The organism is Streptomyces dysideae (assembly GCF_001514305.1).
GTDB lineage: Bacteria > Actinomycetota > Actinomycetes > Streptomycetales > Streptomycetaceae > Streptomyces > Streptomyces dysideae.
The window spans coordinates 106,945-129,793 of sequence record NZ_KQ949082.1 but is presented as its reverse complement, the minus strand read 5'-3'; the positions used below and the strand labels follow the sequence as shown (position 1 = coordinate 129,793).

General features: G+C 70.5%; 17 protein-coding genes and 1 pseudogene. 10 read left to right on the top strand and 8 right to left on the bottom strand.

Features of this window, described 5'->3' with window-relative positions:
- The first annotated feature begins 207 nt into the window (after positions 1 to 207).
- From AQJ91_RS15545 to AQJ91_RS15535, 3 genes are all read left to right on the top strand, one after another.
- A complete protein-coding gene (locus AQJ91_RS15545; protein ID WP_324618007.1) occupies positions 208 to 561 on the top strand; it encodes a helix-turn-helix domain-containing protein in 354 nt (117 codons plus the stop codon).
- Positions 555 to 1,130 carry a transposase gene (locus tag AQJ91_RS15540; protein WP_067021355.1) on the top strand — a complete coding sequence of 192 codons (576 nt, stop codon included), beginning with the start codon at positions 555 to 557 and terminating at the stop codon, positions 1,128 to 1,130. Before AQJ91_RS15545 ends, AQJ91_RS15540 begins: the two co-directional genes overlap by 7 nt.
- Before the next feature lie 478 nt (positions 1,131 to 1,608).
- Positions 1,609 to 3,042, top strand: a complete 1,434-nt coding sequence (locus AQJ91_RS15535; protein ID WP_324618006.1) for an MFS transporter — start codon at positions 1,609 to 1,611, stop codon at positions 3,040 to 3,042.
- Here the strand turns inward: AQJ91_RS15535 and AQJ91_RS15530 are convergent.
- Positions 3,030 to 3,740 (bottom strand): cupin domain-containing protein, encoded by a 711-nt coding sequence (locus AQJ91_RS15530; RefSeq protein ID WP_067021351.1) that lies wholly within the window; start codon positions 3,738 to 3,740, stop codon positions 3,030 to 3,032. The two genes, AQJ91_RS15535 and AQJ91_RS15530, sit on opposite strands and share 13 nt — an antisense overlap.
- 130 nt (positions 3,741 to 3,870) lie before the next feature.
- Here AQJ91_RS15530 and AQJ91_RS15525 point away from each other — a divergent pair, with 130 nt between their 5' ends.
- Complete coding sequence (locus AQJ91_RS15525; RefSeq protein WP_067021349.1) at positions 3,871 to 4,515, top strand: SGNH/GDSL hydrolase family protein; 645 nt, start codon at positions 3,871 to 3,873, stop codon at positions 4,513 to 4,515.
- 60 nt (positions 4,516 to 4,575) lie between these two features.
- Here AQJ91_RS15525 and AQJ91_RS55590 read toward each other — a convergent pair whose 3' ends face one another.
- Positions 4,576 to 7,254, bottom strand: a complete 2,679-nt coding sequence (locus AQJ91_RS55590) for an RICIN domain-containing protein (protein ID WP_067021347.1) — start codon at positions 7,252 to 7,254, stop codon at positions 4,576 to 4,578.
- Positions 7,255 to 7,800: 546 nt separating this feature from the next.
- Positions 7,801 to 8,835 carry a LacI family DNA-binding transcriptional regulator gene (locus AQJ91_RS15515; RefSeq protein WP_067021345.1) on the bottom strand — a complete coding sequence of 345 codons (1,035 nt, stop codon included), beginning with the start codon at positions 8,833 to 8,835 and terminating at the stop codon, positions 7,801 to 7,803.
- Positions 8,836 to 9,687: 852 nt separating this feature from the next.
- Here AQJ91_RS15515 and AQJ91_RS15510 point away from each other — a divergent pair.
- Entirely contained in the window at positions 9,688 to 10,758 is a 1,071-nt protein-coding gene (locus AQJ91_RS15510) for a LacI family DNA-binding transcriptional regulator (RefSeq protein ID WP_079084936.1), read from the top strand.
- A gap of 273 nt (positions 10,759 to 11,031) precedes the next feature.
- Here AQJ91_RS15510 and AQJ91_RS15505 read toward each other — a convergent pair whose 3' ends face one another.
- Together AQJ91_RS15505 and speB are read right to left on the bottom strand one after the other, a co-directional pair.
- Entirely contained in the window at positions 11,032 to 12,720 is a 1,689-nt protein-coding gene (locus tag AQJ91_RS15505) for a thiamine pyrophosphate-binding protein (RefSeq protein WP_067021342.1), read from the bottom strand.
- The gene (speB, locus tag AQJ91_RS15500) at positions 12,717 to 13,685 is read right to left on the bottom strand and encodes an agmatinase (RefSeq protein ID WP_067021340.1); all 969 of its coding nucleotides are present in this window, start codon (positions 13,683 to 13,685) and stop codon (positions 12,717 to 12,719) included. The genes AQJ91_RS15505 and speB overlap by 4 nt, the downstream gene beginning before the upstream one ends.
- 355 nt (positions 13,686 to 14,040) lie before the next feature.
- Here speB and AQJ91_RS15495 point away from each other — a divergent pair.
- Both AQJ91_RS15495 and AQJ91_RS15490 read left to right on the top strand, forming a co-directional pair.
- Positions 14,041 to 14,415: pseudogene (locus tag AQJ91_RS15495) on the top strand (helix-turn-helix domain-containing protein); the annotation flags it as partial.
- 62 nt (positions 14,416 to 14,477) lie between these two features.
- Positions 14,478 to 15,266 carry a phosphatase gene (locus AQJ91_RS15490; protein WP_067021336.1) on the top strand — a complete coding sequence of 263 codons (789 nt, stop codon included), beginning with the start codon at positions 14,478 to 14,480 and terminating at the stop codon, positions 15,264 to 15,266.
- Positions 15,267 to 15,273: 7 nt separating this feature from the next.
- On the opposite strand, the gene tesB is transcribed toward AQJ91_RS15490, so the two are convergent.
- The 3 genes from tesB to AQJ91_RS15475 form a co-directional block, all read right to left on the bottom strand.
- Positions 15,274 to 16,149, bottom strand: a complete 876-nt coding sequence (tesB, locus tag AQJ91_RS15485; protein ID WP_067021334.1) for an acyl-CoA thioesterase II — start codon at positions 16,147 to 16,149, stop codon at positions 15,274 to 15,276.
- Between the two features lie 36 nt (positions 16,150 to 16,185).
- Positions 16,186 to 17,343 carry an acyl-CoA dehydrogenase family protein gene (locus AQJ91_RS15480; RefSeq protein WP_067021332.1) on the bottom strand — a complete coding sequence of 386 codons (1,158 nt, stop codon included), beginning with the start codon at positions 17,341 to 17,343 and terminating at the stop codon, positions 16,186 to 16,188.
- A gap of 166 nt (positions 17,344 to 17,509) precedes the next feature.
- On the bottom strand, positions 17,510 to 18,106 hold the full coding sequence (locus AQJ91_RS15475; RefSeq protein ID WP_067021330.1) for an SACE_7040 family transcriptional regulator: 597 nt from the start codon (positions 18,104 to 18,106) through the stop codon (positions 17,510 to 17,512).
- Positions 18,107 to 18,226: 120 nt separating this feature from the next.
- Here AQJ91_RS15475 and AQJ91_RS15470 point away from each other — a divergent pair, with 120 nt between their 5' ends.
- Genes AQJ91_RS15470 through AQJ91_RS15460 form a run of 3 tightly spaced genes read left to right on the top strand, consistent with a single transcriptional unit; the run spans position 18,227 to position 22,848 of the window.
- Entirely contained in the window at positions 18,227 to 19,843 is a 1,617-nt protein-coding gene (locus tag AQJ91_RS15470) for a carboxyl transferase domain-containing protein (protein WP_067021328.1), read from the top strand.
- Between the two features lie 15 nt (positions 19,844 to 19,858).
- A complete protein-coding gene (locus AQJ91_RS15465) occupies positions 19,859 to 21,910 on the top strand; it encodes an acetyl/propionyl/methylcrotonyl-CoA carboxylase subunit alpha (RefSeq protein WP_067021326.1) in 2,052 nt (683 codons plus the stop codon).
- Positions 21,907 to 22,848, top strand: a complete 942-nt coding sequence (locus AQJ91_RS15460; RefSeq protein WP_067021324.1) for a hydroxymethylglutaryl-CoA lyase — start codon at positions 21,907 to 21,909, stop codon at positions 22,846 to 22,848. The genes AQJ91_RS15465 and AQJ91_RS15460 overlap by 4 nt, the downstream gene beginning before the upstream one ends.
- Position 22,849 lies beyond the last annotated feature (1 nt).

Sequence of the window (22,849 nt, the reverse complement as noted above, 5' to 3'; positions counted from 1 at the left end):
GAACGATCACCCGGACCACGGGCTCGGACAACGATACGACGTTGCTGCTCGACCTCGACGGCCTGGCCGTCGCGCGGGTCGAGCGGCTGGAGGACGGCACCCGCCGGGTGCACCTGATCACCGCCGATGAGCAGGCACGGGCCTGCCCCGAGTGCGGGGTGTTCGCCACCCGGGTGAAGGGGCTCCGCGACGACCCGGCCCCGCGATCTGCCGTACGGCGAGAGCGGGCTGGAGTTCCGCCGGCACAAACGCCGCTGGTGGTGCCGGGAGCCCGGCTGCCCGCGCCGGTCCTTCACCGAGCAGATCCCGCAGCTACCGGCCGGCGCGCGGATCACCATGCGGCTGCGCGATGCCGCCGGGAGGCGGATACGCGACGCCGCCTCCACCGTCATCCAGGCCGCCCGTGACCTGCACCTGTCCTGGCCCACCGAGATGGACGCCTTCCGCACCGCCGCACACGAGGTCACCCAGGCGCCGCTGCCCGAGGTGAAGGTGCTGGGCATCGACGGCGCGGACGGCCGCGCTGGGAACAGGACCCCGCCACGGGCAAATGGATGCTGACGCGCGATCGGTGGCACACGGGGTTCGTCGACGCGCTCAGCGCCGGCGGCCTGCTCGGCCAGGTCGAGGGCCACACCGTCGCCGATGTGCCCGCCTGGCTCGCCACCACCTCGCCGGCCTGGAGAAACAGCATCGAGTACGTGGCCATCGACACGTCGGCCACCTACCGCGCCGCCCTCTGCACCGGCCTCCCGCACGCCACCGTCGTGGTCGATCACTTCCACGTCGTCCAGCTCGCCAAGAAGATGCTGTCCACGGTCAGGCGCCGCACCACCGCCAAGACCCGCGGCCGGCGCGGACGCGCCAGTGACCCGGAGCGGAAAGCCCGGCGGCGCCTGCTGCGCAACCGAGAGGACCTCACCGACGAACAGTTCGCCACGCTGTGGAACGCACTGCTGGGCGAGGGAAGGATCGGCCGGACCCTGCTGACGGCGTGGATCGCCAAGGAGAACCTCCGCCACCTCCTCGCGTGCGCCCGCAGTGGCACCGACCGCCATCAAGTCGGCCACGCTCGCTGGAAGTTCCTCACCTGCTGCGCAGACTCCGACATCCCCGAGGTGCACGGTTGATGCGTTCTCAGCTGGCGAGATAGGAGCGGCAGGTGAACTGCTCGGCTGGCAGGCCAGGCCGGCCCTCGCCCAAGCAGTCGACGACGCGCTGCGATGGGCCGCTGCACGAGAGAGCGTCCTGACGCCCTGAACGGAACCGGGCGGCCAACCGTCCGGGACTGCTGCGCGGGAGCCTGTCGAGCAGGAGACCGCTGCGCCGGACGGGCCGACCTACTTCTCCGGGGCGGTCTTCTCTCCGCCCCCCGTCGCCGCTAGTGTGTCTTTCCGCCCGATCCGCTCTTCGATCTCAGCACTCAACGTTTCTGCCGGCGCTGGAGCCGACGCCGACGCGGACTTCGATTCCGTCCCGTCTGCGTCATCATGGACGACTCCTGGCGGCGGGTGGCGGTGCCCGCGACGGGCGTCGTTCTCCCGGACCGTCCCACCGCGCAGCGGAAGGTTCACTGTGACACCGCGGCACTGGTTTTGTCGTACCGCGCTGGATTTCCGCCGTATCGCACGAGGGTTTCGCAGTACCGTACCGGCTCGGACGGGAACCGCCTCCTACCGTTCAGCCCTGCAGACCCCCGGCGCGGCAGCCTTCTTCCTGGCTGCGGCTCCTGCCCGGGTCGGAGTGGCCATGGCCGGCCTCGGTATCGTCTGGCTGGTCCATGCCGAGACCGGGTCCTTCGGGGTAGCTGGCCTGGTCACTGGCTCGTTCGCCGTGGCGGAGACCCTTGTGGGCCCGCAGGCGGCCCGTCTCATGGACCGTTTCGGACAGCCGCGCATCCTCGTCCCCCTCCTTTGCGTCCACGCCGGAGCGATCACCGCCCTGGTCGCGCTGGCCCTGACGGGGGCGCCCGCAGTGCCGCTGATGGCGGCCGGCCTCGCCGCCGGGGCGACCCTCCCGCAGTTCGGTTCGCTCTCCGCGGCCCGCTGGTCGGCCCTGCTGCACGGCAGGGCCGAACTCACCCCGGCCTTCGCACTCGAAACGATCAGCAACGATGTCGCCTTCCTCCTCGGCCCCGCCCTCGCAGTGCTGGCAGCAACTCAGTTGCACCCGGCAGCGGGGACGGTGCTGGCGGGGGCGCTCGTCGTCGGCGCCGGACTGGTCTTCGCGGCGCTGCGTCGTACGGCTCCGGCGCCCGCCGCAACACCCGCCCCGGATCGTACGGCCGCCCGGGGCACGAGAACTCTGCTGACCCGGAACTTCGCCACGCTGGTTGCGGTCAATGTGGCCCTGGGCGTCTTCTTCGGCTCGATACAGGTCTCGGTGAGCGCCTTCGCCGACGCTCACCACGCCGCCGCGGCAGCCGGGTTCCTGTACGGACTGATGAGCGCGGCAAGCCTGCTGGCCGGTCTGGCCTACGGGCGACACCGCCGACGCACCCCGCCCGCGGCCCAACTTCCCCTGATCCTGACCTTTCTGGCCTGCGCATCGCTGCTGCCGCTCCTGGCCAGCACCCCCTGGCAGCTCGGCCTTGCCCTCCTGCTTCCCGGTGCGGGCGTCGCTCCGTGCATCATCGTCTCCTCGACGCTTATCGAGTCGGTCATGGACCGGTCGGTCCTGACCCAGGCCTTCACCTGGACGCACTCCGCGAGCGCGGCGGGCGTCGCCGTCTCTGCCGCCGTGGTCGGACGACTCGTCGATGGTCCAGGCGGCGCACGAGCCGGTTTCACCGTCCCCCTCCTCGCCCTGACCGCAACGGCCGCCCTGACCTGGTCCAGCCGTCACGCGCTCACTATGGGTACCACGGCCTCCAAGCAGTCGCCGTCGGAGACCGATTCGGCCGGCGCCGCCCCCCTGACCGACCATCACCTGGAATCCGATGCCGGCTACGAACCGCGAGGCGGCACGGCAGGCACCCGACCAGGCCGCGCAGGCTCCCGTCACGGGCTCCTGGGTGCGCGTTGTCGTCGTCAGTCCTGGTAGACGTCAAGCCGCCCGCACATGCCGAACTTCCCGCGAGCCGTGGGCTGTTGCGTCCGGACGACGGCACCGGAGAGGTGGGGGAACTCCCCCCGTTCAAGCGAGTCGAGCTGCACCGCGGTTGCCGCCGCGGCGGCCTCGGCCCCCTGTCGCCACCGCTCGCGCCACTCGGCGATGCGCGGCCGTACGAGCGTGGCGGCGGCCCGGTGGAACGCGGCCAGGGCCTGTGGCCCCTCGGCCTCGCGCAAGGCCCGGTATCCCTCAAGGGCGAGGTCGCGCCGGGCCCGGGCGACGCGCTCCTTCTCCTCCTCGGGCGCGTCGGCCGGGATGACGGTGGCGCGTGCGTACGCCTCTGGATCGGTCAGGTACTCCGGGGGCAGCGTGAGGACCGCGTCCCCGGCTTCCGGCAACCCGCTGTTCTGCATCAGAACGGTGATCCGCAGATCGCTCTCGTTGACCAGCCGGTGGATGGTGCCGGGTGTGAACCAGGCGACGGTACCGGCCTGAAGGGGAGTCACCTCGTACCCGGATGCGGTCAGCGTCTGCACGGCACCACGGCCGCCGGTGACGACGTAAGCCTCCGAGCACGCGAGGTGCATGTGAGGGGTGCCGCCGCACGCCCCGTCGGCGGCAGGCCAGTCGTACACCGACAGATGCGAGAGGGCAACACCCCCGGGCAGTCCGGTGTGGGTTGTGATCATGTTTCGTCAGCACTCCATTTCGCGACAGCAAGCGCTTACTATCTGCTCCTGAACTTACGTTCCTCTGGCCCAACGGGTCAATGTTCGGACTAAAATCAGGTCAGAAATCGCGAGCTGTAGGGAGATAGGCGTGGGTAACGGGCTGGCAGGAAAAAGCCTCTATGCCTTCGGCGACAGCATCGTGCACGGGCACGTGTATCCGCGCAGTTTCGTGGATCTCGTCGCCGAGCGCGAGAGCATGACCCTTACCAAGTACGCCCGGAACGGCGCGACTATTGGCGTCGATCCACATGCGTCCGGTGGACAGATACGCACGCAGGTCGAGGAGGCGACTGACATCGCGCCGGATTTTGTCCTCCTTGACGGCGGCACCAACGACGCCCAGTCGATCTTCAGGGACCAGCGCTACGCGGTGGGCACTTACGCGGATGAGCTGGAGCAGACGCTGTACACGATGCAGCGGAAATGGCCGGCCGCCCGCATCGTGTACGTCGCCGCCCACAAACTCGGTTCGAGGGACTGGGACACTCAGGTGGCGCTGCGTGAGGTGACGTTGCGGGCCTGTCAAAAGTGGGATGTCGCCATTGCCGACGTTTTCGGGGACACCACGTTCGACACACGCGATGACGCCCAGCGGGCGAAATACACATTCGACGATCTGGTCAATGGTTTCCCTGGCACAGACGGATCGGGAACGCATCCCAACATGGCGGGCATCACCACGTTCTATGTGCCGGTGGTCAGCGCAAAGCTGAAGCAGATGTCACCACGTTGACGAGTACGGCAAGATGCAGCTCTGCCGGGCCGATACGGCCCGGCAGAGCTGCATCTCCTCTCAGGATGTCAGCGGACTGATGTTCCACTGCTGGTTCTGGCCGGTGCCGCAGGTGTACTGGATGAGCCGGGCGCCGTTGTCGGCCGAAGCGCTGGCCACGTCAGCGCACTTGCCCGAATGCCGAGCCACGAGCTGGACGTATCCGCTGCCGGCATCGCGCAGCTGCCACTGCTGGCTCTGCCCGTTGCCGCAGTCGGACTGGATGAGCTGGGCGCCGTTGGCGGCCGAAGCGCTGGCCACGTCGGCACACTTGCCCGAATGCCGAGCCACGAGCTGGACGTATCCGCTGCCGGCATCGCGCAGCTGCCACTGCTGGTTCTGCCCGTTGCCGCAGCTGTACTGGATGAGCTGGGCGTTGTTGGCGGCCGAAGCGCTGGTCACGTCGGCGCACTTGTCCGAATGCCGCGCCACGAGCCTGCGGTGGCCGTCGTTGCTGAAGCCGGCACCGCGCCGGACCCGCACGTCGTCGACGTGCACCGACCCGCGCTCGCCGCCGTTCGCGTACCACGCCACCTTCGCGATCTCCGGCATCGAGGTGCGGAACGCGGCGTCGCTCAGCGCGCGCCGGCCGTCGATGTCCAGGTCGAAGCGCTGGTTCACGGTGTCCACGGCCAGCGTGATCCGGTACCACTGGCCATTCGTGTACGTACCGATCACACGGTTCGCACTTCCCTCGTACGCGCGGATCTCGCCGCGCGCGAACGCGACGCTGACGGCTGGTGCGCCGCTGGAGTTGTACACGTAGGGCAGCCCGAACCAGCCCGCCTGCGTGTCATTGCGCATCACCTGCGCCTCGATGGTCACCACGCCCTGCAGCGGGGTGCTGAAGAGCCGGGCGAGGTTGGTCCCGTCGGTGCCGCCGCCTTCGATGGTGCGGGTCAGACGGACGCTCTTGTCGGAGGCGGACGGCGTCTCCACCACGGAGACATCGTTGTTGGTCGAGACGACCCGCCATCCGTTCGTACCGTCGGCGAGCGCGCCGCTCGCCAGGCCGTCGAACGAGTCCGTGAACGCGATGTCGGACGCCCCGCGTTCGAGGGCCCCGATCTCCGGACCACTCCCGGTCGGTACCGGCGTCCCGGCGAGGTCGAGGCCGCCGTTGCCGGTGACGCCGGCACCGGCGTCGGCGAACACCGATCCGGCCTGGAGCGCGAAGTTCGCCGCCGTGCCGAGTCTCGGGCCGTTCTCGTCACCGTAGGGCCCCGTGACGGCGTCATTCACGAACTGCGGAGCGCCGACCACGGCGTTCACGTCGGACGCGGGCCGAGTGGTCAGGTTGGACGAGTACCCGTTGTTGTTGTAGACGATGCTCGACTGCTGCCTGAACTCAGGTGCGGAATTTCCGGAGATGAACAGGTTGTTGGTGAACCACGCCTTGCCGGAGACACCGCCGGTCACCATGGTCGACGAATCGGTGTTGGCGAAGACGTTGTTGTAGATCTCCGCCACCGTGCCGCTCTGCTGCGACATGTGGATGTTCCACCGCGTGCTGCCGGTGATGACGTTGTAGCGGATCACCGCGCTGCCGAACTTGTACGTGGAGTTGCACGCGCAGAGCAGGATGCCGTCGCCGTTGTCGTGGAGGTAGTTGTACTGGAACACCTGGTTGGTGGTGCCGATGTCGGGGTCCAGGCCGTTCTGGTCGGCACCGCCCGAGGAGAGGTGGGTGCCCATGACCTCGTTGTACTGGACGGTGACGCTGTCGGCCATGAAGGTCTCGACGCCGGAGACGCCGACCCGGTCGATCACGTTGCCTTCGACGAGTCCGCCCCGGACGTTGGTGAGGTAGACGCCGTTGCAACCGTAGGGGGTGTTCGCCTGCGTGATGTAGTTGCCGCGGATCGTGACGTTGGTGTGCGGGGTGAAGTTGGAGTCGCCGGCCGTGGCGCGCTTGCCCCAGCCCGTCGCGACGGCACCGGGTGCGTCACCGACGTACTGCTTCACGACTATGCCGCCGAACGATGTGTTCTTGATGGTGGAGTTCTCCACCGTGATGTCGTCGAGCACCGTGGGGGCGCCGGGCGCGGCGATGTCCTGAACGCCGGTGAGGAAGGCGATGCCGCCGGTGTTCTTCGAGCGGTCCCAGCCCGTTGCGAAGGTGATGCCCGGCTTGTTGCCGGCAGTGCTGCCGCCGATCCACTTGATCTCGCCGGTGACGTCGTGCACGTCGACCGAGTCGATCACGAAGTGGCGCAGGGTCTGGCCGTTGTCACCGTGCACGCCGATGCCACGGAAGTCGCCGAGCTTCGAACCGTCTGTCGTCCCCGTGGGTACCTCGTTCGACACGTCGAGGTTGCGGATCTCCCAGTACTGCTGGTTGTGCAACCGCACCGCGTCGGCGACCGTGCCCTGGCCGGCGATCTTCGGCTTGGCGCCCGTTCCGTAGCTGTCGATGGCGATCGGGGCGCCGTCGGTGCCGGACCCCTTCGGCCACAGCTGCCCGACCCAGCTGTCACCGGACTCGAAGCGAATGGTGTCGCCGGGCTGGAACGTCGTCGAGTTCACCTTGCTCAGCGAGCGCCAAGGCGCGCTGCTGCTGGTTCCGGCGTTGCTGTCGTTGCCGCTCGCGCTCACGTAGTACGTGCTGCCTGCGGCGTAAGCCCGCTGCGCGGGGATGAGCACGATCGACGCGAGCACGACGGCCAGCGCGCAGAGTGCGGCTGCGGTCGCTCTTGACACAAGTCTTCGGTTGGCAATCATTGTCCTCTTCTTGTCCTCTGTGGTTGGGCGGTACCGGCTCCCGTCGTGACGCCTCCAGCCGAGACATCGCGTAACGGCTCAGGGCGCGGGCGGATGGGGTCCGTGGGTCGGACACACGAAAGGGTGCAGGTACGCGACGACATGAGGACTGATTCGGCCCGATATGCCCCATCGGGAGCCGGGCTCGAAGGCGGCTCCGGGAGCTCGGCGCACCCCGGCCGCCGGATCAGGTGGTGGTCGGTGAACCCCGGCGTCAGCGGCGCCACGAACGGCCCGACCATGCTGGGGCACAGACCCGTACACGAGAGCGGCGGGAGGTCGAAGGCGGCCTTGTTGTCGCGTGCGCGCGGCATGTCGTCGGCACTGACGCGCAACGGCTGAAGTTCGCCAGGAGTCCTCACGCATGCCCCTCAGGTCGCACTGGGAAAACGCATTCCGCGCAGTGTGCCCAGCGGTGATCGAGGGCGTCAAGGTTTCGAGCAGATGAACCCGGCGGCGGTGTGGAGGGCCCGCACCAGGAGCAGGTCAGCCGGCGCGGACCGCCGTGCTGTCGCGCACCACGACCTGCCCGCGCATCATCAGACGCGCGGCGTCGGCACGAGCCGTGAGTGCGAGGCGGACCGCTTCGGCACCTGCCTGGGCCAGCGGCAACGACACGGTCGTCAGCCGCGGTGTCACGTCGGTCGCGAGCTCGATGTCGTCGAAACCGGTCACCGAGACGTCCGCCGGCACCGCCACCCCGGCAGCCCGGAACGCGGACATCGCACCGATGGCGATGGTGTCGTTGGCGGCAAGGACCGCGTGGGGCGGCTCGAGCCCCTCGGCGAGCAGCCGACGCGCCGCGTCGAATCCCCCCTGGCGGCTCACCGCACCGTGCAAGATCCGGATGTGCCGCTCCTCGACGCCGTTCTCACGGAGCCCGGCCACGAAGCCCGCGGTGCGGGCGGAGACGTTCCCACGCCCGCGTGCCCCGGCGAGAATCGCCACGTGCCGGTGGCCCGACGCGGCGACATGGGTGGCGAGTTCCTTCGCGGAACCGTGATTGTCGAAGACGATGGCGTGGAACGGCATGTCTGTGTCGCCGACGATCACCACCCGGCCGCCCTCACGTTCGTAGCCGAGCAGCTCGTCGAGCAGGCGCCCGCCCAGGGCGTTCGCGGCAAGGCGGCTCGAGGTCAGGATGAGCGCACGCGGCCGGAGCGCACGCTGCAGCCGGACGGTTTCCAGCTGGCGCTCGGCGGTGCCGTGGGTCGAGGAGACGGTGACGAACGCCCCGGCGTCGCGTGCCTGCCGTTCCATCGCCGCGGCGGCCATCCCCATCGACGGGGTCGTGAGGTCGTCGGCGACGACCGCGATCGAGTCGTTCGCGCGTCGCATCGCCCGGGCCGAGGCGTCCGCGGTGTAGCGCAGCGCGGCGGCGGCGGTGAGGACCCTTTGATGATATTCGGGCGCGACCGTCCGGGAACTGCCGCCCAGGACGCGTGACGCGGTCGCGACCGAGACGCCGGCGGCCTCCGCCACGTCGCGCAGGGTGACGGTCGATCTGGCTGGATGGGGCATCGTGCCGTTCCCTCCCGTCCTCCCGCACCACGAGAGATGGCTGCTGTCGACGCTACCGGAGGATATCCGTGGCCGGACGGGGACGGGGACGCGGACGGTGTCGGCGGCTCGACGGTGCCTGAGGAGCTTTGGGCAGGCACTCCCCGGCAGAGTGACGTGTCGGTGTGTTCGCGGCCGACGCCGCACCCGAGGGCGAGGCCCGGGTGGGCGGACGGCGAGTGGGATCCCGTCAGCGGGACGTACACGGCCGGGTGGGGTCGTCGCCGGAACGTGGCCGTGTCGACCCGGTGTGGTGGCCCGGGTGCTCCTCCAGGCATGCGCGTTTCAGGGCTCATGCCCGGCGCGCGGGGGCCTCAGTGTCTTCGTCGAGTGAGGCGGGTCGCGTCCCGCGTCGTGGTGTAGGGGATCAAGCGTTGGGCGTTCCAGTACGAGGCTCCAGGTGATCTTCGCCGAGCCAGCGGTCCACGAGGTGTCCTGCTGGGGCGAGTTGAGCGACCGGTCGTGCGGAGCCACCGCCGCCGACCTGCGGATTCCGGCGACTTGATCGGCTACACCACCCGGCGGGACGCCATCGTGAGGCGTGGGGTGCTGGGTTCGTACATCAGCGGTCAAGCGGTGCCCCGAAGCCCGGCGGCAACACGCCCCAGGTCATCCGTACGACAGGGGGCACACAGCCATACCGGACCCGGGGGCCAGGCGCCCCGTTGCGGGGCCACGGAACAGGTATAGGGGTGGCCTCAGGTCCGGAAATCGCATTCCGAGGCGGGTGAGCGGACCACAGGGGAGGAGTGACCCTCCGTGACCGCTCCGCCACCGCCGAGGCACCATGCAGCTCGGTGCACAATGTGCGGCATGGACGATGCGTCGGCAGCGCCACCGCGGCGGCGCCAGAAGACCGTATCCGGGGAGCGCCAGGCGACCCTGCGTGATGTGGCACGGGCGGCGGGTGTCTCGCAGGCGACGGCGTCGCGCGTACTCAACGGCAGCATCCGGAACGTCCGGCAGGAGAACGTCGACCGTGTACTCGCCGCGGCCGCGGAACTCGACTACACGCCGCACCTGTCCGCCCAGGCGATCGCCCGGGGGTCTACGAACACCGCCGCGCTGGTCGTCAGCGGTGTCGACGACCCGTACTTCTCCTCCATCGCGGGCGGGGTGACCGAGGCGGCGGAGGCGGCCGGGCTCATCGTGACCATGGCGGTCGCGGACCGCTCCCCCGAGCGGGAACTCCAGATCGTCAGGACGCTGCGCGGCATGCGGCCCCGCGCCATCATCCTGGCCGGCAGCCGCATCGACGATCCCGGCACCCGCGACGCTCTCGCCCAAGAGCTCGACGCCTACCGGGAAGCAGGCGGCAGCGTCGTCCTGATCAGCCAGCACGACCTGCCGTTCCACACCGTCAGCATCGACAACTATGGCGGAGCGCGGCAGCTGGCCCGTGCCCTGGTGGGCCTTGGGTACCGACGGTTCGCGATGGTGCGCGCGCACGTCGGGCTCAAGACCTCCCGTGACCGGTGCGATGGCTTCATGGACGGCCTGGGCGAGTTCAACATCGACATCGAGGAGCGGTTCGTGGTCAAGGCCGAGTTCAACCGCCGAGGCGGTAGTGCGGCAGCCCGCGAGCTGGTCCGGCGGGGACTGGACGGCACAGAACTCGTCTTCGCCGTCAACGACGTCATGGCGATCGGCGTGATGACCGCCTTCCGGGACGCCGGGCTGGTCCCCGGCCAGGACGTCGCCGTCGCCGGCTTCGACGACATCGGCCCGGCGGTGGACGTCGTCCCGGAGCTGACCTCCGTGACCGTCCCTCTGCGGCGGGTCGGCCTCCACGCGATGGAGCTCGCGCTCTCCGACGACCACGCCTCGCGGATCGTGCCGGTCTCCACGAACGTCGTCCTGCGGGGAAGCACACCCCGTCGATGACGTGCCGTCGTCCGGCGATGGTGGTTCCGGCTCGCGGTGGCGCAGGCCGGAGAACTAAGTACGGGGGTGCGCCGCCGTACGGTCGTGTGCGCGAGTTCGTGCGACCCACCGTCGTGCTGACGACCCGCTACCCGGCGGCCGGCGTAGCGGCCTGGATCACTGATGCGGAAATATTCGGATCACGATGCCATCGGCATGACCGACGCAGTCAACGCGGTTCTCGCGTGGGCGTTGCCGCAGCCTGTCGTCCTGGCCCTCGACCACGAAGCAGCGTCAGCCGTCCAGGTGCGTCGCCGCGAACATCCGCAACACCGCCGGCAGTACGACCACCGAAGGCCCGGCCACTCCCAGCGCCTTCGCCAGGTCCGCCGCCAGCGTCTCCGGCGTCGTCCGCACGCCCGGCACCCCGAAGGACTCCGCGAGCGCCACATAGTCCGGCCGCGTCAGCTCGGTCCCCGTCGTCGCCCCGAACGCGTCCGTCATGTACTCGCGCAGGATGCCGTAGCCGCCGTCGTCGACGATCAGCCAGGTGACGTTCAGGTCGTACTGGCGGGCCGTCGCCAGCTCGGCGATCGAGTACAGGGCGCCGCCGTCGCCCGACACCGCCAGCACCGGCCGCGTCGGATCGGCCACCGCCGCGCCGAGCGCCGCCGGGAAGGCGTAGCCGAGACCGCCCGCGCCCTGGGCGGAGTGCATGTGGTTGGGGCCCTTGGCGTCGAAGGCCGACCAGGCCCAGTACGACAGGATCGTCATGTCCCAGAAGGACGGGGAGTCGGCGGGGAGCGCCTTGCGTAGGGATGCCAACACCCCCTGTTCCAGGGTGAGTTCCTGGGCGGCGATGCGCTCGGACACGCGGGACAGCAGCGCGCGTACCCGCGCCTTCGCCGTTTCGTCCGACCGCTCCTCCACCGTCTCCAGCAACGCCTGCAGCGCGAGGCGCGCGTCCGCGTGGATGCCCAGGGCAGGGTGATTGGACTCCAGCTTGCCGAGGTCCGCCTCGATCTGGATGACCCGGCCTCGCGGCTTGAACGTGTGGTAGTTGGAGGACAGTTCACCCAGGCCCGAACCCACTACCAGGAGTACGTCCGCGTCCTCCAGGAAGTCCGTAGTGTGGCGGTCCTCCAGCCAGGACTGCAGGGACAGGGGGTGCTTCCAGGGGAAGGCGCCCTTGCCGCCGGGGGTCGTGACGACCGGCGCCTGGAGCCGCTCCGCCAGCTGCTTCAACTTGCCGCTCGCGTCCGCGCGTACCACTCCCCCGCCCGCGATGACCGCCGGGCGGGCGGCACGGGACAGCAAGTCGGCGGCCACCGCCGTCAGTTCGGGGCGCGGAGGCAGTTCGTCGGGAAAGGCGTCGCCCCCTGTGACCACGGGTATCGATGTCGCCGCCAGCAGCACGTCCTGCGGGATCTCCACCCACACCGGCCCGTGCGGAGCCGTCAGCGCCGACTTCCACGCCGCCTCGATCGCCGACGGGATCTGGGACTGCGCCCGGACCGTGTGGACCGACTTCACCACGCCCCGGAACGACGCCGCCTGGTCGGGGAGTTCGTGGAGGTAGCCGTGGCGACCGCCGCCCAGGCCTGCGGTGGGGATCTGGCTGCTGATCGCCAGGACCGGCGCCGAGGCCGCCACCGCTTCCTGCAGCGCCGCCAGTGACGTCAGCGCCCCCGGGCCCGTCGAGAGGAGCAGCGGTGCCGCCTCGCCCGTGATCCGGCCGTACGCGTCCGCCGCGAACCCGGCGTTGTTCTCCACCCGCAGGCCGACATACGTGAGGTCGGAGCGGCGCAGCGCGTCGAACATGCCCAGCGCGTGCTGGCCGGGCAGCCCGAAGACCGTCGTCGCGCCGAGGCCGGCCAGCGTCTCCACGACCAGGTCTCCGCCGGTGCGGCCGGGGGGAGGATCGAGTGCGGCCTCCGTCTGGGCGGCGGTGGGGCGGAGCACCAGGTCGTGGTCGTGGGTCACTGCGCGCGGGCCTCTGCAATCTGGCGGGACATGATGGTGGTCAGTTCGTACGCCGTGTGGGATGCCGCCACCGACGTGATCTCCGCGTGATCGTACGCGGGGGCCACCTCGACGACGTCCGCCGAGACCAGGTTGCAGGACGCCAGGCCGCGCAGGATCTCCAGTAGTTCGCGGGACGTCATGCCGCCCGCCTCCGGGGTCCCGGTACCGGGCGCGTGCGCGGGGTCGAGGCAGTCGATGTCGATGGAGATGTACAGCGGGCGGTCACCGATGCGCTGGCGCAGCTGGTCGGCCACCTCGTCCGCGCCCCGGCGGTAGACGTCCGACGACGTCACGATGCCGAAGCCCATCTTCTCGTCGTCCGTCAGGTCCTGCCTGCCGTAGAGCGGACCCCGCGTCCCGACGTGCGACAGCGCCGACGTGTCGAGGATGCCCTCCTCCACCGCCCGCCGGAACGGCGTCCCGTGCGTGTACTCCGCGCCGAAGTACGTGTCCCAGGTGTCGAGGTGCGCGTCGAAGTGGAGCAGCGCGACCGGCCCGTGCTTCTTCGCGACGGACCGCAGCAGCGGCAGCGCGATGGTGTGGTCGCCGCCCAGGGTCATCAGGCGGGCGCCCGTGCCCAGCAGGTCGTCGGCGGCGGCCTCGACGGTCTCCACGGCCTCGTTGATGTTGAACGGGTTCACGGCGATGTCGCCGCCGTCCGCCACCTGGGCGAGGGCGAAGGGGGACGCGTCCTGCGCGGGGTTGTAGGGGCGCAGCAGCCGGGACGCCTCGCGGATCGCGTTGCCGCCGAAGCGGGCGCCCGGCCGGTACGAGACGCCCGAGTCGAACGGCACGCCGACCACCGCGACGTCGGCGCGGCCCACCTCGTCGAGTCTCGGCAGCCGGGCGAAGGTCGCGGGGCCGGCGTACCGCGGGATACGGGATGAGTCGACGGGGCCGCGGGGCGTCTCGTTGCTGGTCATATGGAAATGCCTTCTTTCCTACGCTTCATCGCGTATGCGCGTTTCTGCCTATGACTCTAATGGCGAGCAGACACGGGTTCGGACACGAGTTCGGGAGCCCGCCCGGCAAGGCGCTCACGCCAGGCAGTGAGGACGGCCGCGTCGGTGGGCCTCGCCATCAAGGAGACGGCGACGTAGGCCGCGAAGGAAGAGGGCAGGCCGTCACACATCCGCCCAGATCCGGAGCGGCCGGTCCGGGTCGACAGTAGGCGACCGGAAAGCAACTGCGAACTGTACTTTTCGTACACCTCGGGGTGCCAGGCTGGAGGAAACGTCCATCACGCCGGTCCCCAACCGGCTGAGCGCCGAGGGCGGGGCCGCGGCTCCGGCCCAGTGGCCGGCCGCCGACACCCAGGTGGCCCGCGCCCTGACCCGCGCCCGTGCCACCCGCGCCCCGCTGGTCCGGCACGGAAACCGGACCCCGCTCGCCCAACTCCTCCCCCACGACGAGGCCGAGGCACACGCCCGCACGCTCCTCGCGCGGATCGCCGCGCCCCCCGCCCTCACCGAGACGCTGCGCATCTGGATCTCCCTGCACGGGAGTTGGGACCGTGCGGCCGTCGCGCCGGCCGTGCACCGCAACACCGTCCGGCAGCGGATCGCCCGCTGCGCGGCGCTGCTGGGCACGGACTTGGACGATCCCGACGTATGCATGGAACTGTGGTTCGCGCTGCGGCACGGCGGACAGTGACGCGCGTCCCAGCCCGCGAGACCTCGGGTGTGCGCACAGGGGCCTGCCTCACAATGGGAGACATGCCGATACCCGGGACACCCAGCCGCGCCGAGCTCGTCGACCACCTTGTGAGGACCCGTATCGCGGGGGACGTCGCGACGCCCCGCGAGAACAACCTCTCGCACTACCGCCAGCTGGCGAACGGCAACCGTCACTACTGGCTCGGCCTGGAGCTCGGCGACCGCTGGACCGACGAGCAGGACGTGCTCGCGGTGATGGCGGAGCGGGTGGGGGTGAACGACGACCCCGAGTACCGCTACGGCCAGGACACCATCGACCCCGAGCTGACGGTCGCGGGCCTGGAGCGGATGGCGGGCCGGCTGCGCAAGGCGGCGGACGGGCAGCAGCGGGTGCTGCTCGCGACCGGTCACCCCGGCGGCCTCCTCGACGTGCACCGCGCCACGGCCACCGCGCTGCGCGCCGCGGGCTGCGAGATCGTGGTGATCCCCGACGGGTTGCAGACGGAGGAGGGCTACGTCATGCAGTTCGCGGACGTGGCGGTCCTGGAGCACGGCGCCACCCTGTGGCACACCCACTCGGGCGAGCCGATGAAGGCCATCCTCACCGGCCTGGAACGCGAGGGCAGCCCCCTGCCCGACCTGGTCGTCGCCGACCACGGCTGGGCGGGCTACGCCGGGCAGCACGGCATCGACTCGGTCGGCTACGCGGACTCCAACGACCCGGCCCTGTTCGTCGCCGAGTCGGAGGGCACCGTACAGGTGACGGTCCCCCTCGACGACCACGTCGTCAGCCCGCGCTACTACGACCCGATGACGGCGTTTCTGCTGGCGGAGGCGGGGCTGGCGTAACGCCCCGCTACTGCTGCCTGGGGACGCGGACCACGCCCTCCTGGATCACCGAGATCGCCAGCCGGCCGTCCTGGGTGTAGATGCGGGCCTGGCCGAGGCCGCGGCCGCCGTGGGCCGACGGGGACTCCTGGTCGTAGAGGAGCCACTCGTCGGCGCGGAAGGGGCGGTGGAACCACATCGCGTGGTCCAGTGACGCGCCGACGACGTCGTTCACGGCCCAGCCGCCGCGGCCGTGGGCGAGCAGGACGGAGTCGAGGAGCGTCATGTCGGAGACGTACGTGGCGAGGACGACGTGCAGGAGGGGGTCGTCGGCCAGCTTGCCGTCGGTGCGGAACCAGACCTGCGAGTGCGGCTCGCGCGGCTCGCCGAACCTGCCGTACGGCGGCTCCTCGACGTAGCGCACGTCGACCGCCTCGCGCGCCTCCAGGAACCGCTCGACGACGTCGGGGTCGAGGTGGTCGTAGCCGCGCAGCCGCTCCTCGGAGGTGGGCAGCGTGGCCGGGTCGGGCGCGGCGGGCATCGGGGTCTGGTGGTCGAGTCCGTCCTCGTACGTCTGGAAGGACGCCGACAGATGGAAGATCGGCTTGCCGTGCTGGACGGCGACCACCCGGCGGGTGGTGAAGGAGCGTCCGTCGCGGATGCGGTCGACGGTGTAGACGATGGGCGCGCCGGGGTCGCCGGTGCGCAGGAAGTACGCGTGGAGGGAGTGGGCGAGGCGGTCCTCGGGGACCGTCCGCCCGGCGGCGACCAGCGCCTGGGCCGCGACCTGTCCGCCGAAGACCCGCGGGACGACGGCGGACCGGGACTGGCCGCGGAAGATGTCCTCCTCGATCTGCTCGAGGTCGAGCAGATCGAGGAGGGACTGAAGTGCTGCCTGACTCATGAGCGTCAGTTGTACTGGCCAGTAATTTCCGGAACCCTACAGGCCCATGTCCTTCGCGATGATCGTCTTCATGATCTCGCTGGTGCCGCCGTAGATGCGGTTGACGCGGTTGTCGGCGTACAGGCGGGCGATCGGGTACTCGTTCATGAAGCCGTAGCCGCCGTGCAGCTGGAGGCAGCGGTCGATGACGCGGTGCGCGACCTCGGTGCAGAACAGCTTGGCGCCGGCGGCCTCGGCGGGGGTCAGCTCACCGGCGTCGAGGGCTTCCAGCGCGCGGTCGGCGACGGCCTCGGCCGCGTCCACCTCGGCCTGGCAGGCGGCCAGCTCGAACTTGGTGTTCTGGAAGTGGGCGACCGGCTTGCCGAAGACGGTGCGCTCCTGCACGTACTCCTTGGCGAACCGCACCGCGGCCTTGGCCTGCGCGTAGGCGCCGAAGGCGATGCCCCAGCGCTCGGAGGCGAGGTTGTGGCCGAGGTAGTAGAAGCCCTTGTTCTCCTCGCCGAGGAGGTCCTCGACGGGCACCTTGACGTCGACGAAGGCCAGCTCGGCGGTGTCGGAGGTCTTCAGTCCGAGCTTGTCGAGCTTGCGGCCGATGGAGTAGCCCTCGGACTTGGTGTCCACGGCGAAGAGGGAGATGCCGAAGCGGCGGTCCTCGGCGGTCGGCGCGGAGGTACGGGCGCAGACGATGACCCGGTCCGCGTGCACACCACCGGTGATGAAGGTCTTGGAGCCGTTGAGGACGTAGTGCGTGCCGTCCTCGCTGAGCTTGGCGGTGGTCTTCATGCCCGCGAGGTCGGAGCCGGTGCCCGGCTCGGTCATCGCGAGGGCCCACATCTCCTCGGCGGAGACGAACTTCGGCAGGAACCGCTTCTTCTGCTCGTCGGTGGCCAGCATCTTGATGTACGGCAGGCCGAGCAGCACGTGCACACCGGAGCCGCCGAACTGGACGCCCGCGCGGGCCGTCTCCTCGTACATCACGGCCTCGAACTTGTACGAGTCGATGCCGGCGCCGCCGTACTCCTCGTCGACACGGATGCCGAAGACGCCGAGCTCGGCGAGCTTGTAGTAGAAGTCGCGCGGCGCCTGGCCGGCCGCGAACCACTCGTCGTAGACGGGCACGACCTCGGCCTCGATGAAGGCCCGGAGGGTCTCCCGGAACGCCTCGTGGTCCTCGTTGAACACAGTACGGCGCACCGCCGCCGCCCTCTCTGCGCCTAAACCGGCGCCGCTCTCGCGTACCTGGTTGCTCGCCGTCCGGGTTCCTCAATTGATGTCGAGGCCGATGGCTAAGCGCTTGCTCAGGTAGCAACCGTACCGGCGAGTACGAACGGCGTCCAGAGGTCCCCAGCCGTAATGCTCGTCACTCCGCCCCAGCCGCCGCGAACGCTCCCCGGGCCATGCGGTGCAGCAGCTCCGCCGTCACCCCCCGCCCCGGAAGGGAACCCGGCCGTCCCAGATGCGGGGTCGAGTTCAGGAGACCGAAGACCGAGTGCACCGCCGAGCGGGCCGCGGGTTCCGCCAGCCCCGGGTAGACCTCGCGGAGCACCGACACCCACAGCTCGACGTACTGCCGCTGCAACTGCCGCACCAGCTTCCGGTCGCTGTCCCGGAGGCGGTCCAGCTCGCGGTCGTGCAGGGTGATGAGGGGGCGGTCGTCGAGCGCGAAGTCGATGTGCCCCTCGATGAGCGAGTCGAGGAGCGCCTCGGGAGCACCCCCGTCGGACTCCGCCAGCCGCCGCTTGGCACCCGTCAGCAGCTGGCCGCTGATCCCGACCAGCAGCTCGGCGAGCATCGCGTCCTTGCCCGCGAAGTGCCGGTAGAGACCGGGGCCGCTGATCCCGACCGCGGCGCCTATCTCGTCGACACCGACGCCGTGGAAGCCGCGCTCGGCGAAGAGCCGCGCGGCTTCCTTGAGGATCTGTTCGCGGCGGGTGGGGGCGTCGGTTCTGGTGGTCATGGAGGTAATTCTAGACAAGGAGGTTAGCGGTCGTTAACCTGAAGGAAATGGTTAACGCTCATTAACACGGTTCGTGAACACGGTTCATTGACTGGTGACCACTGGTGAGGGGACCGCAACATGCACGAGGCACCGGAGCTGACGAGCGCGGCAGACCCCGCGTCGGAGGCCTGGCGGGCCAACGAGGAGGCGCACCGCGAGCTCGCGGAGGAACTGCGCGGCAAGCTCGCCACGGCCCGGCTGGGCGGCGGCGAGAAGGCGCGGGCCAGACACACCGCGCGCGGCAAGCTGCTGCCCCGCGACCGCGTCGACACCCTCCTCGACCCCGGCTCCCCCTTCCTGGAGCTCGCTCCCCTCGCCGCCGACGGCATGTACGACGGCCAGGCCCCGGCAGCGGGCGTCATCGCCGGGATCGGCCGGGTCAGCGGCCGCGAGTGCGTGATCGTCGCCAACGACGCCACGGTCAAGGGCGGCACGTACTACCCGATGACGGTGAAGAAGCACCTCCGCGCCCAGGAGGTGGCCCTCGAGAACCGCCTCCCCTGCCTCTACCTGGTGGACTCCGGCGGCGCCTTCCTCCCCCTGCAGGACGAGGTCTTCCCCGACCGCGAGCACTTCGGCCGGATCTTCTACAACCAGGCCCGGATGTCGGGGGCGGGCATCCCGCAGATCGCCGCCGTGCTCGGGTCGTGCACGGCCGGCGGGGCGTACGTCCCGGCGATGAGCGACGAGGCGGTCATCGTCCGCAACCAGGGCACGATCTTCCTGGGCGGCCCTCCGCTGGTGAAGGCCGCCACCGGCGAGGTGGTGACGGCCGAGGAGCTCGGCGGCGGCGAGGTCCACGCGCGTGTGTCGGGCGTGACCGACCACCTGGCGGAGGACGACGCGCACGCGCTGCGGATCGTCCGGAACATCGTGGCGACGCTCCCCGCGCGCGGACCGCTGCCCTGGGAGACCCTGCGGTCCATCGAACCCAAGGTGGACCCGTACGGCCTCTACGGCGCGGTCCCCGTCGACTCGCGCACCCCCTACGACGTACGCGAGATCATCGCGCGCGTGGTCGACGGCTCCCGTTTCGCGGAGTTCAAGGCGGAGTTCGGCCAGACCCTCGTCACCGGCTTCGCCCGGATCCACGGCCACCCGGTCGGCATCGTCGCCAACAACGGCATCCTGTTCTCCGAGTCCGCCCAGAAGGGCGCCCACTTCATCGAACTGTGCGACCAGCGCGGCATCCCGCTGCTCTTCCTGCAGAACATCTCCGGCTTCATGGTCGGCAGGGACTACGAGGCGGGCGGCATCGCCAAGCACGGCGCCAAGATGGTCACGGCGGTCGCCTGCACCCGCGTGCCGAAGCTGACGGTGGTGGTCGGCGGCTCGTACGGCGCCGGGAACTACTCGATGTGCGGCCGGGCGTACTCCCCCCGCTTCCTGTGGATGTGGCCCAACGCCAAGATCTCGGTCATGGGCGGCGAACAGGCCGCGTCCGTCCTGGCGACGGTCAAGCGGGACCAGCTGGAGGCGCGCGGCGAGGACTGGCCGACGGCGGAGGAAGAGGCCTTCAAGGACCCGATCCGCGCACAGTACGAGCGCCAGGGCAACGCCTACTACGCGACCGCCCGCCTCTGGGACGACGGGGTCATCGACCCGCTGGAGACCCGGCAGGTGCTGGGCCTGGCCCTGACGGCGTGCGCGAACGCTCCGCTGGGTGACCCCCAGTTCGGCGTCTTCCGGATGTGAGGGGACTTTCAGACGATGTTCGACACAGTGCTTGTGGCCAACCGGGGCGAGATCGCCGTACGGGTCATCCGTACGCTCCGCTCGCTGGGCATCCGCTCGGTGGCCGTCTTCTCCGACGCGGACGCCGACGCACGGCACGTGCGCGTGGCCGACACGGCGGTACGGCTCGGTCCGGCGCCGGCGGCGGAGAGCTATCTGTCCGCCGACCGCATCCTGGAGGCGGCGGCGCGGACCGGCGCCCAGGCCGTCCACCCCGGCTACGGCTTCCTCGCGGAGAACGCCGACTTCGCGCGCGCGTGCGCCGAGGCGGGGCAGGCCTTCATCGGCCCGCCGGCGGACGCGATCTCCCTGATGGGCGACAAGATCCGCGCGAAGGAGACGGTGCGCGCGGCGGGCGTCCCGGTGGTGCCCGGGTCGAGCGGCAGCGGCCTGTCGGACGCCGAACTGGCGGACGCGGCACGGGAGATCGGCGTACCGGTACTCCTCAAGCCCTCGGCAGGCGGTGGCGGCAAGGGCATGCGGCTGGTCAGGGACCTGGCGCACCTGGCCGACGAGATCGCCGCCGCCCGCCGCGAGGCCCGCGCCTCCTTCGGCGACGACACCCTCCTCGTCGAGCGGTGGATCGACCGCCCACGGCACATCGAGATCCAGGTCCTGGCGGACGGTCATGGGAATGTGCTGCATCTGGGCGAGCGCGAGTGCTCGCTCCAACGCCGCCACCAGAAGATCATCGAGGAGGCGCCGTCCGTCCTGCTGGACGCGGACACGCGCGCGTCCATGGGCGAGGCGGCGGTCCAGGCGGCACGTTCGTGCGGGTACCGGGGGGCGGGCACGGTGGAGTTCATCGTGCCGGGCGACACCGTGCCCATCGGGGGGACACCCCCCGAACCCCCCGTGTCGTCGTACTACTTCATGGAGATGAACGCCCGCCTCCAGGTGGAACACCCGGTGACGGAACTGATCACAGGCCTGGACCTGGTGGAGTGGCAGGTCCGGGTGGCGGCGGGCGAGCGGCTGTCCTTCGGGCAACCCGATGTACAGCTCACGGGCCACGCGATCGAGGCCCGCGTCTGCGCCGAGGACCCGACGCGCGGATTCCTCCCGTCGGGCGGCACGGTGCTCTCGCTGTACGAGCCCCAGGGCGACGGCGTACGAACGGACTCCGGGCTCAGCGAGGGCACCGAGGTCGGGAGCCTGTACGACCCGATGCTGTCCAAGGTGATCGCGTACGGCCCGGACCGCGCGACCGCGCTGCGGAAACTCCGGTCGGCCCTGGCGGAGACGGTCACGCTGGGCGTACCGACGAACGCCGGGTTCCTGCGGCGGCTGCTGGCGCATCCGGCGGTGGTGGCGGGCGAGCTGGACACGGGGCTCGTCGAGCGGGAGGTGGACGGGCTCGTGGCGGACGCGGTGCCGGCGGAGCTCTACGCGGCCGCGGCGCTGCTGCGCCAGGCGGCGCTCGCCCCGGCCGAGGGCGACGGCTGGGCCGACCCGTTCGCGGCGGCGGACGGCTGGCGGCTGGGCGGCGAGCCGGCCTGGACGCCGCACCACCTGCGCGTGCCGGGCCACGAACCGGTGACCGTGCGCGTGCGCCGCACGCCGGACGGGCGGACCGAACTGCTGTTGCCCGGCATGGACAAGCCTCTTCGGGGATCCGGGGGCGTGCCCCCGCGGCCCGGTGCCGAGCAGCGGTTCACCTTCCTGCTGGACGGCGTCGCCCACACCTTCGCCGCCCTGCCGGACGGCACCTGGCTGGGCCGCGACGGCGACGCCTGGCACGTACGCGACCACGACCCGGTCGCCGCGGCCCTGACCGGCGCGGCCCACGCCGGCGCCGAATCCCTCACCGCGCCCATGCCCGGCACGGTGACGGTCGTGAAGGTGGCGGTCGGCGACGAGGTGACCGCCGGCCAGAGCCTGCTGGTCGTGGAGGCGATGAAGATGGAGCACGTCATCTCCGCACCGCACGCGGGCACGGTCGCCGAACTGGACGTCACGCCGGGCACGACGGTCGCCATGGACCAGGTGCTCGCCGTGATCGCACCCCACGAGGAGGTGACGGAATGACGCTCCCCATGGTCGTACCGGCCCCGCACCTGCCCCCACGCGTCCGTATCCACGAGGTGGGCGCCCGCGACGGCCTGCAGAACGAGAAATCGACGGTCCCGACGGAGGTGAAGGCGGAGTTCATCCACCGCCTGGCCGACGCGGGCCTGACGACGATCGAGGCGACGAGCTTCGTCCACCCGAAGTGGGTGCCCCAACTGGCCGATGCGGAGGACTTGTTCCCGCGAGTGGCCGATCTCCCGGTGTCCCTCCCGGTGCTGGTCCCCAACGCCCGTGGCCTGGACCGGGCACTGTCCCTGGGAGCCACCCGCGTCGCGGTCTTCGCCAGCGCCACCGAGTCCTTCGCGAAGGCCAACCTCAACCGCACGGTGGACGAGGCGCTGACGATGTTCGACCCGGTGGTGGAGCGGGCGAAGACGGAGGGCGTACACGTCCGCGGCTACCTGTCGATGTGCTTCGGCGACCCGTGGGAGGGCGCGGTCCCGGTCCCGCAGGTGGTACGGGTCTGCAAGGTCCTGCTGGACATGGGCTGCGACGAGCTGAGTCTCGGGGACACGATCGGGGTGGCGACGCCGGGTCACGTACGGAACCTGCTGACCGCGCTGAACGAACAGAGCGTCCCCACTGACTCGCTGGGCGTGCACTTCCACGACACCTACGGCCAGGCACTCGCCAACACATACGCCGCCCTCCAGCACGGCGTCACCACGGTCGACGCCTCGGCGGGCGGCCTGGGCGGCTGCCCGTTCGCCAGGTCCGCCACCGGAAACCTGGCCACCGAGGACCTCGTGTGGATGCTGCGCGGCCTCGGCATCGACACCGGAGTCGACCTCGGCCGTCTGGTCGCCACAAGCGCCTGGATGGCCGGACGACTGGGCCGACCGAGCCCGTCCCGCACAGTCCGAGCCCTGTCCCACGAGGACGACAAGGAGCAGTGAA

Coding starts and splice junctions, on each gene's coding strand:
- AQJ91_RS15530 (WP_067021351.1), bottom strand. CDS start 3,740: ATGATCACAACCCACACCGGACTGCCCGGGGGTGTTGCCCTCTCGCAT.
- speB (WP_067021340.1), bottom strand. CDS start 13,685: ATGACCAGCAACGAGACGCCCCGCGGCCCCGTCGACTCATCCCGTATC.
- AQJ91_RS15465 (WP_067021326.1), top strand. CDS start 19,859: ATGTTCGACACAGTGCTTGTGGCCAACCGGGGCGAGATCGCCGTACGG.
- tesB (WP_067021334.1), bottom strand. CDS start 16,149: ATGAGTCAGGCAGCACTTCAGTCCCTCCTCGATCTGCTCGACCTCGAG.
- AQJ91_RS15470 (WP_067021328.1), top strand. CDS start 18,227: ATGCACGAGGCACCGGAGCTGACGAGCGCGGCAGACCCCGCGTCGGAG.
- AQJ91_RS15510 (WP_079084936.1), top strand. CDS start 9,688: ATGGACGATGCGTCGGCAGCGCCACCGCGGCGGCGCCAGAAGACCGTA.
- AQJ91_RS15540 (WP_067021355.1), top strand. CDS start 555: ATGCTGACGCGCGATCGGTGGCACACGGGGTTCGTCGACGCGCTCAGC.
- AQJ91_RS15475 (WP_067021330.1), bottom strand. CDS start 18,106: ATGACCACCAGAACCGACGCCCCCACCCGCCGCGAACAGATCCTCAAG.
- AQJ91_RS15515 (WP_067021345.1), bottom strand. CDS start 8,835: ATGCCCCATCCAGCCAGATCGACCGTCACCCTGCGCGACGTGGCGGAG.
- AQJ91_RS15460 (WP_067021324.1), top strand. CDS start 21,907: ATGACGCTCCCCATGGTCGTACCGGCCCCGCACCTGCCCCCACGCGTC.
- AQJ91_RS15490 (WP_067021336.1), top strand. CDS start 14,478: ATGCCGATACCCGGGACACCCAGCCGCGCCGAGCTCGTCGACCACCTT.